Source organism: Scandinavium sp. UTDF21-P1B (genome assembly GCF_040750395.1).
In the GTDB taxonomy this organism is placed as follows: Bacteria; Pseudomonadota; Gammaproteobacteria; order Enterobacterales; family Enterobacteriaceae; genus Scandinavium.
On the sequence record NZ_JBFLVD010000031.1, the window covers coordinates 1 to 7,791 of the forward strand.

The 7,791-nt window shown below is 46.9% G+C and carries 5 protein-coding genes and 5 pseudogenes; 3 read left to right on the forward strand and 7 right to left on the reverse strand.

Annotation, left to right across the window (positions count from 1 at the left end):
- Positions 1-23 precede the first annotated feature (23 nt).
- On the reverse strand, positions 24-404 hold the full coding sequence (locus tag AB1287_RS20315) for a cupin-like domain-containing protein (RefSeq protein ID WP_435618898.1): 381 nt from the start codon (positions 402-404) through the stop codon (positions 24-26).
- Positions 364-459 (reverse strand): annotated as a pseudogene (locus tag AB1287_RS20320) (cupin-like domain-containing protein); the annotation flags it as partial. The gene AB1287_RS20315 and the pseudogene AB1287_RS20320, both read right to left, overlap by 41 nt.
- Before the next feature lie 219 nt (positions 460-678).
- On the opposite strand from AB1287_RS20320, the pseudogene AB1287_RS22495 reads away from it, so the two are divergent.
- Positions 679-944: pseudogene (locus AB1287_RS22495) on the forward strand (IS91 family transposase); the annotation flags it as partial.
- Positions 945-1,190: 246 nt separating this feature from the next.
- Here the strand turns inward: AB1287_RS22495 and AB1287_RS20325 are convergent.
- Both AB1287_RS20325 and AB1287_RS20330 read right to left on the reverse strand, forming a co-directional pair.
- Positions 1,191-1,631, reverse strand: a complete 441-nt coding sequence (locus tag AB1287_RS20325; protein WP_435618895.1) for a hypothetical protein — start codon at positions 1,629-1,631, stop codon at positions 1,191-1,193.
- Positions 1,632-1,814: 183 nt separating this feature from the next.
- Positions 1,815-1,958 (reverse strand): annotated as a pseudogene (locus AB1287_RS20330) (IS6 family transposase); the annotation flags it as partial.
- Between AB1287_RS20330 and AB1287_RS20335 the strand changes: the two are divergent.
- Positions 1,944-2,486, forward strand: a pseudogene (locus tag AB1287_RS20335) (IS481 family transposase); the annotation flags it as partial. The pseudogenes AB1287_RS20330 and AB1287_RS20335 overlap by 15 nt on opposite strands.
- 18 nt (positions 2,487-2,504) lie before the next feature.
- Here the strand turns inward: AB1287_RS20335 and AB1287_RS20340 are convergent.
- Positions 2,505-3,670, reverse strand: a protein-coding gene (locus AB1287_RS20340) for an IS3 family transposase (protein WP_435618896.1) whose coding sequence is annotated in 2 segments (ribosomal slippage) — positions 2,505-3,406 and positions 3,406-3,670 — 1,167 coding nt in all. Because the reading frame shifts where the segments join, the coding sequence is not laid out codon by codon here.
- Between the two features lie 183 nt (positions 3,671-3,853).
- Here AB1287_RS20340 and AB1287_RS20350 point away from each other — a divergent pair.
- Positions 3,854-4,747: pseudogene (locus AB1287_RS20350) on the forward strand (IS481 family transposase); the annotation flags it as partial.
- Between the two features lie 105 nt (positions 4,748-4,852).
- Here the strand turns inward: AB1287_RS20350 and AB1287_RS20355 are convergent.
- Positions 4,853-5,593 (reverse strand): carbonic anhydrase, encoded by a 741-nt coding sequence (locus tag AB1287_RS20355; protein WP_435618897.1) that lies wholly within the window; start codon positions 5,591-5,593, stop codon positions 4,853-4,855.
- A 372-nt stretch (positions 5,594-5,965) separates the two neighbouring features.
- Positions 5,966-7,360: an 8-oxoguanine deaminase gene (locus AB1287_RS20360; protein ID WP_435618899.1), complete on the reverse strand. Its 1,395-nt coding sequence runs from the start codon at positions 7,358-7,360 to the stop codon at positions 5,966-5,968.
- Positions 7,361-7,791 lie beyond the last annotated feature (431 nt).

Consider the following 7,791-nt stretch of genomic DNA (forward strand, 5'->3'; position numbering starts at 1 on the left):
AGAGTTTTTGAAATGTAAGGCCTTTAAATAAGATAAAAGGCTACCTCGTCACGAACTTTGCAACAGTGCCCCTTCCTCTTGGTGGGTTCTGGTTGATAGTTGTAGATGCCTTTAAACTTTCGGTAAGCCGCCGTGTAGAGCGCGGAGTAGAAAACATAAGGGCGGCGCAGGATTTTCAGATCCCACAGCCAAAAATTAACGTTGATATTCAGGTCGTCTAAAGATTCGGCCTGGTTCCACCACCCCAGCGGCAAATACAGCATCTCGCCGGGCTCTAAAATAAAGTCGCGGCGCTGCGGGATTTTTGCCGCCAACCGGGGAAAACGCTGCGGGTCGATATGGTCAAAATCAAAGGCCTGCGATTTATCGCCGAAGCCCTGCAGGATAGTAATCTCTGCGGCCAGGAGGAAAAAGAATGAACCGCTTTCTGCCTTGCAAAGAAATATTAAAATTTTCTAGCTCATCGAAGTGGCTTTGGGTAAAGACCCCGTGGTAGCTGACCCATAGCTTCCATAGTCACGTTGAAATGAAGATGTTCTATTTATTCACGGTACGAGAGCTTGTGAGAAAAGGGGAGCTTAGAGTATCTAATGGAAATGAGTAATCAATTGATTAGTAAATAAATGGTCATTTAAAGTGACCACTTAAAGGTGTTTACTGTTCCATTACTCCCCAAACCCCTACTACGGCTTTTTGTCCAACAGGAAGCGGGGTGAATTGCTGTCGAAAGTGTACAAAGCCCTAGAGATGGAGGCGAGGAAAAAACCGGAGCAACCGGGCTTCGCCGCGCTGATGAAAGAATTTCTGCGCACGGATCCGTACAAATGCATCCTGTGCGGGAACCGGCTGCGTTTTGTTAGCGCGCAGGCACGCGTCGGCGTTAGTGGCGGAGACTGTACTGTATCGACCGTAAACGATGGTTGCTGGCGCAGTCTGCAGGATAAGTGCATCTGAAAAATGTGTTTCAGGTTAAAAATTCGCCGTAAACAGCATTTTTACCCTAACTTGGCCGTTTGCATGCCATAAGTGGACATCCGGCAAAAAACTCATGGTCAGGAAATTTCTAAAACGATGATTCAGTTTCCTAACCATGAACGTAAAGGGAGCATTATACATCGAATTCAACCAATTAGATACCTCTTCGCTCTTCAGAGTGAAGAGGATGTTGAGGTATCACCTTTTGGAAAAAACTACATATTACATATATCTGGAACAACTTTAAATAAAATAGTTTTTCCAATAAATTTAACTCTGTTTGGCGCGCCAGCATAATCGGTTACACCAATAATAAACCGTCCTCCCTCGGGATTCCATGAGGCATGGATTAAGATATCCACTATTGCAGTTGTGCCTTCCTCAATCTCCATATAGCCGCCATATATAGATCTATCCTCTTTCAAGGCAACAAGATAAAGAGTTTTATCACCTTTATTATTCAGTGCGCGATATAATACTCTTGCCCCTTGTGTGTCTGCTTGAGTGACTGTCAATTTATCTGTTCCATAAAGATAGGCATCACCTTCATTGATATAAATCCAGCCATTTTCTTCAGAAGGGGAACTATTGCTACCATTATCTAATGGACCTAATGGATTAAGACCATTACTGTTTTTAAATTGTTTAATCATCACAAAAACCTCATGTTTTTATATAATGGGAAAATTAGTATAGCCCAGTATGGAGTTCCGTGCCAATTTTTTCCAAACTCCTCGCCTTATTTTGGGTCAGTTTGGATATCGAAAATTATTGTAGGGGTGTGAGTAGCTCTGTCGCATTAACGCCAGGAAGTTAGCAAACGTTCCGCGGCCGATATTTCAGGCAGACAATAAATAAAATTGTTCCGCCGGTGATAAACGCTCTCCGGATGGATACTGGAGTTGCCCTTTACGTATCATGTGTACCAACTCAATACCCGTTAATATCGTCTGCGCCCGACGGAATGATTTGAATCCCAGCACAGCAATGACTGCTGGCAGTTTGATATGTCACCATCTGACCTCAAACATATTGAACGACCTGACTGGGTAGATCCTGCCCGCGGCGAACCCACGCTGATGCTGTTCAGCGTGGTGGATGACCGGAGTGGTGTCGCATACCAGGAATACCGGTGTGTGTACGGCGAGGATGCGGAATCAGCGCTGCGTTTTCTCTTTAACGCCATGGCACCAAAAGCCAGGACTGATTTTCCTTTCCAGGGCCGCCCGAAAATGCTGTACCTCGATAACGGACCGGTGGCCAAAAGCCATGTCTTCCAGAACGTGATGCAGTCCCTGAAGGTTGACTGGCTGACGCATACGCCGGCAGGCAAGGACGGCACCCGTACGACAGCACGATCCAAAGGTAAAGTCGAGCGTCCTTTCAGGACCGTCAAGGAGGCGCATGAAACTCTGTACCATTTTCATAAACCGGAAACGGAGCTGCAGGCCAACGAATGGCTCTGGAACTATCTGAGCCGTTATAACGCGCAGCATCACCGCAGCGAGAAACTGTAGTGGATCACAAAATCAGGACACCGGAATAACCTGTTTCCACTTTTCTTCATGCAAGCAAGGCGATAAACCACCATTGTTTGTATGAGGTCGATAAACGTTGTAATAACCATTTATCCATTGGTTTATATCGCGTACTGCATGGCCAAAATCACCATAACCACCTTTCGGAAGCCATTCACTTTTAAAGCTGCGAAAGACTCTTTCCATCGGCGAATTATCCAGGCAATTCCCTCTGCGACTCATACTTTGCATTACCCCATAATGCCAGAGTAACCTTCTGTATTTATTGCTTTTATATTGAACACCTTGATCTGAATGAAACAGCAGACGGCCATCACGCGGTCGTGTTTCCAGAGCATTACGCAAAGCCCTGCACGCCAGATCAGCATCAGCGGTTAATGAAAGGGCTGAACCGATAATCCGACGTGAATATAGATCAACAACAAGCGCGAGATAACACCATCTGTCCCGCAGGCGAATAAAGCTGATGTCGCCGCACCAGACGCGGTTTGGTGCGGTGGGGTTAAACTGGCGGTTCAGTAAGTTTGGCAATGGCGGACTGTTGTCTTCGTTTACCCGGTAGCGATGTTTAACCAGCTGTCGACTTGTCAGCCCGCATTCCCGCATCAGTTGTCGTGCCAGCCACCGGCCTGCATCAACACCACTCTGGCGCAACATCTGGCTGATTGCCCGGCTACCGGCAGCGCCACGACTGAGAGCATAGAAAGCCCTCACCCGGCTTCGTAATTCAATTCTTTGCACATTAACAGGACGCTTCACCTGCGCGTAATAAACGCTACGGTGAACACCGAATAAATGACAAAGAATCCGCACTGGCCACTTTGCTTTCAGCCGTGTGATTAGCGCGACAGCTTGCCGGGGATTTCGCTCATCAGCACGGCAGCCTGCTTTAGGATTTCTTTTTCCATCTCAAGACGCTTTATCTGCGCTTTAAGCTGCTTGATTTCTCGCTGTTCAGGGGTAATGGCATTACCAGTGGGCTCAATACCCTGAAGTTCTTGCTTATACAGACGTATCCATTTGCGCAAATGGTCAGGGTTGAGCTCAAGTGCCAGCGCGACTTCTCTGACATCGTGCTGGTATTTAACCACTTGCTCGATAGCTTCAAGCTTGAACTCCGGGGAAAAGATGCGTTTAGTCCGACGAGTTTTGAGCATGCATCACCTCATTTTCACTGTTTTAACATTAACAGGATTTCGAGGTGTCCTGAATTACCGATCCACTACAAACACTCCCGGCTGGAGGACTGTCTGACAAATATCTCCCCGGAAGGTGTGAGGGATATGTGCACCTGGGAACAATACTGTCGGTTCGCCCGGGAGCCGGAATCCCGCAAGGTGGGTGTTGATGCGCGGATAAACCGGAGTCGTCGCGCACCAAACCTTAAGAACCGTATCGATGATGCCACTGAGCGGGCTGTTGTTGATTATGCCGTTGAGTTCCCGGCTCACGGCCAGCACCGGACCAGTAACGAGCTGCGCAAACAGGGCGTTTTTATCTCCGGTAGCGGTGTCCGTTCCGTTTGGTTACGTCATAACCTTGAGAACTTCAAAAAACGCCTGAAAGCGTTGGAAGAAAAAGTGGCCCGTGACGGCATTGAACTGACTGACAGCCAGATCGCAGCGCTGGAACGTAAAGCCAGTGATGATGAAGCCTGTGGTGAGATTGAAACCGCTCATCCGGGTTATCTGGGTTCACAGGACACGTTCTACGTGGGCAACCTGAAAGGTGTCGGGCGTATCTATCAACAGACGTTCGTTGATACGTACTCGAAGGTGGCTCACTGCAAGCTTTACGTCACCAAAGCGCCGATTACAGCGGCTGATTTGCTGAATGATCGTGTACTGCCATTTTATGAGTCTCAGGGCCTGCCGATGCTGAGAATACTGACAGACAGAGGTACAGAATATTGCGGCAAAGTGGACCACCATGATTATCAGCTTTATCTGGCGATAAATGACATCGGACACACAAAAGCTAAGGCGATGTCACCACAGACCAACGGCATCTGCGAGCGGTTCCATAAAACGATACTGAACGAGTTTTATCAGGTGACGTTCCGCAAAAAGTTATATGGCGATCTTGATACATTACAATCGGATCTTGATGAATGGCTGGCTCACTATAATAATGAGAGAACTCATCAGGGGAAAATGTGCTGTGGCCGGACGCCAATGGAAACATTACTTGATGGAAAGCGTATCTGGGCTGAGAAAAATTTAAGCCAGATGTAATCTGACAGATACCTGTATAAATAACCGGTAACTGTCAGATCAGGTCTGAGCTAATACACTTAATGTAATGCGAGACTGACTGTTTTCGGATTCGGACTGCTTCAGTTATACTTCGAAAAACTTAACCTTACCGCCAGTAAGGTGATACATACTGCCAACGATTTTAATTTTCCTCTGGTCTTCCAGTTGTTTCAGTACAGGGCTGTTTTTGCGAATATTTTCAATGGTCAGCTCTACATTTTTTCGGGCTACTGCATCGACAAAATCGTAATTGCTCCCTTTACGTTCTCCGCTGTACTCCGTTTTTTCAATCGCAGGTTTAATTTCATCCAGCAGGCCCGTCAGGTTACCCAGTTCAGCATTATCAATAGCACCCCGAACAGCACCACAGCGGGTATGCCCCATAACCAGCACAACTTTCGCACCGGCAATAGCACAGGCAAACTCCATGCTGCCCAGCATATCGCGATTACTGATATTACCCGCTACGCGGGAATTAAACGTCTCGCCGATCCCCGCATCCAGCACAATTTCCGCCGGCGCACGTGAGTCAATGCAGCTAAGGATCACCGCAGCAGGATATTGACCCGCAATACTGTTGCGCTTCTGTGCCAAGTAATCATGTTTAGCCGGGCGATTTTCCCGGAAGCGCAGGTTACCCTGTTTAAAATGTTCAATGACAGCCTGAGGCGTCATACTGTCACGTTCTTCTTTGCTGAGTGATGCAGCAAAAGATATGGAGGGCACAGACATGGCTCCCAGCCCGGTGACCGAAAGTGCGGAAACAGCGAGTGTTTGTTTTAGTATTGTCCTGCGTGAAAGCTGGGCTGATTTATTTTGTTCCATTATGTGCTCCTGATTGTTGAGTTGCCTGGGTTTAACGTGATGATACATTGCAAAAAGTTAATAAATACACAACCACATGACTCCTGTAAGTATTTACGAACAAATCTCCTTAAGTATTGGCTCAGGCAGCATCAGGACAATATCAAATTTCATTTGCAGTTAATGTGGGCCGAAACTGACGCTGATTGCGAGTCGGGCGGATTTCGATTGCGAGCACTTACAATTATAGAGGCTATTCATCGTTCCCTACCCCTGCTTCATCCTAATGGCACTTTCGGGGTTCTCGAAACAAATGGGAGAATCATTAACATCATGAAAACCGGGTGTTTAAAGTCCAAAGCTCAAGAATTTATATCCACCCGGGAAAAGTTATCAGCCCACAGCCAGCGTATTAGCAAGCCTGTTATGCGTTTCAATCAAAACTGGAACATCGATCGTTGCCACACAACCTTCTTCTACAACAACGCGCCCATTTATAATATTATAGGCCACTTTACCTGTGTTGCAGAAGACCAGTGCAACTACAGGGTCGTGCAACGCACCTGCCATACCGATGCTGTCGAGACGGAATATGGCGAGGTCAGCCATCATACCCGGTGCCAAAGCCCCAATGTCATCTCGATTCAGGTTTCTGGCACCGCCAAGCGTGGCGATTTCCAGTGCTTCACGTGCGGTCAATGCTTCAGGACCAAAACCAACGCGTTGCAACAACAGAGCCTGGCGTACTTCAGCCATCATGTCAGAACTGTCATTAGATGCGGAACCATCAACACCCAGACCAACATGTATACCGCTGTCCAGCATATGGCGTACCGGAGCAATCCCCGACCCCAAACGCATGTTTGAACACGGACAGTGTGCAACACCTGTGCCGGTACGGGCGAACAGTTTCATGCCGTAGTCATCAAGCTTTACGCAGTGTGCATGCCAGACGTCGTGGCCCACCCACTCAAGATCTTCTACATACTGTGCAGGGGTCTTATTGAAGGTTTTTTTGCTGTACTCGATATCGCTGACGTTTTCCGCCAGATGGGTATGCAGAGAGACTTTATAGTTTCTGGCCAGTTTTGCCGATTCGCGCATAAGCTGTTCGCTGACGGAGAACGGCGAACACGGCGCCACAACAATCCGCACCATTGCTCCGCGACGGTCATCATGGTACTGCTCGATAACCCGCTGTGTATCCTTGAGGATAAATTTCTCATCCTCAACAATTGAGTCAGGCGGCAGCCCCCCTTGCTTCTTGCCCACGCTCATGCTGCCGCGACAGGCATGAAAGCGCATTCCCATTTCCTGAGCGGCTTCGATGCTGTGGTCGAGTTTAATTCCGTTAGGATAAACGTACTGATGGTCGCTGCTGGTTGTACAACCCGACAACATCAGTTCTGCTATTGCCGTTTTAGTGGCAACTTTCATCATCTCTGGTGTGAGCCGTTCCCAAATTGGATACAGGACAGTCAGCCAGTTAAAAAGCTCACCGTCTTGTGCTTTAGGCACCGCACGTGTCAGGCTTTGGTACATATGATGGTGAGTATTGATAAGGCCAGGAATAACAATGTGTCCCTTGAGATCAATAATGCGGTCTGCTGTTTGGGGAACATCTTTCGCCGTCCCAACCGCAACAATCGTATTACCTTTAATATAGACGCATCCCTGCTTTATTTCCCGGCGCTTATCATCCATGGTCACAACTACGTCGGCATTTTTCAGCAGTAATGTATGACTGGCTGAGGGAACGCTGGAAGTAGCATGGGTCTCAGCCCCCATCGAAGATAGCATTTTATCCTTTGCAGTAGCAAATAGCGTTGCCATTAACGGTGCTGCAACCAGTGGAGCTTTTATTAACAATCTTCGAAGCTGATCAGGTTCTTTTTTTTTCATTTATACTTATCCTTATATTTAAATTTAACGCTTTAATAAAGAAAAATGAATGCATTCCTATACTGCCGTATTAGTCATCAAAATTAAAACAGATGTATCTTTTTTTCCTCTGAAAGTTGTCGATGAATTTTTAATCCATTGTTTTTTATTTAAAAATAGCAAGGCTATTTAAGTAACATTACAGCTTATGTCAAAGTAAAGTAACCCTAACCTGACGTCAGGTCAGATAATGAAAAACTGTCAGAATAAAGTAACTCCGCCTATTTATTGACACAAGTAATTAAAGGTCATAGATTCGGCTCTGTTGCAAAAATCTG

Coding starts and splice junctions, on each gene's coding strand:
- AB1287_RS20355 (WP_435618897.1), bottom strand. CDS start 5,593: ATGGAACAAAATAAATCAGCCCAGCTTTCACGCAGGACAATACTAAAA.
- AB1287_RS20360 (WP_435618899.1), bottom strand. CDS start 7,360: ATGGGGGCTGAGACCCATGCTACTTCCAGCGTTCCCTCAGCCAGTCAT.